1 protein-coding gene is annotated in these 256 nt (G+C 60.5%); it reads left to right on the top strand.

Features of this window, described 5'->3' with window-relative positions; genetic code table 11:
- Window positions 1–256 (top strand): DegT/DnrJ/EryC1/StrS family aminotransferase (locus tag R0J88_RS21595; protein WP_410901117.1); only part of this gene is annotated, 256 nt, incomplete at both ends.

Raw genomic sequence — 256 nt, 5'->3', positions numbered from 1 at the left:
CCAGCACCCTGAGCTTCCACGCCACCAAGCTGTTCCATAGCATCGAAGGCGGCGCGATCATCTTCAAGCGCAAGGAAGACCTGGAACGCGCCCGCAAGTTGATCAACTTCGGCATCACCGGCCCGGAGTGCATCGAGGAACTGGGCATCAACGCCAAGATGAATGAGTTCCAGGCGGCGATGGGGCTGTGCGTGCTGGATGAGATCGAAGGCAATCTGGAAAGCCGGGCGCTGGTCTGGCATGCCTATGCCCAGGC

It is taken from the genome of Pseudoalteromonas sp. SIMBA_162 (assembly GCF_046535955.1).
GTDB classification, from domain to species: Bacteria; Pseudomonadota; Gammaproteobacteria; order Enterobacterales; family Alteromonadaceae; genus Pseudoalteromonas; species Pseudoalteromonas marina.
This window is presented reverse-complemented; position numbering and strand designations above follow the sequence as displayed.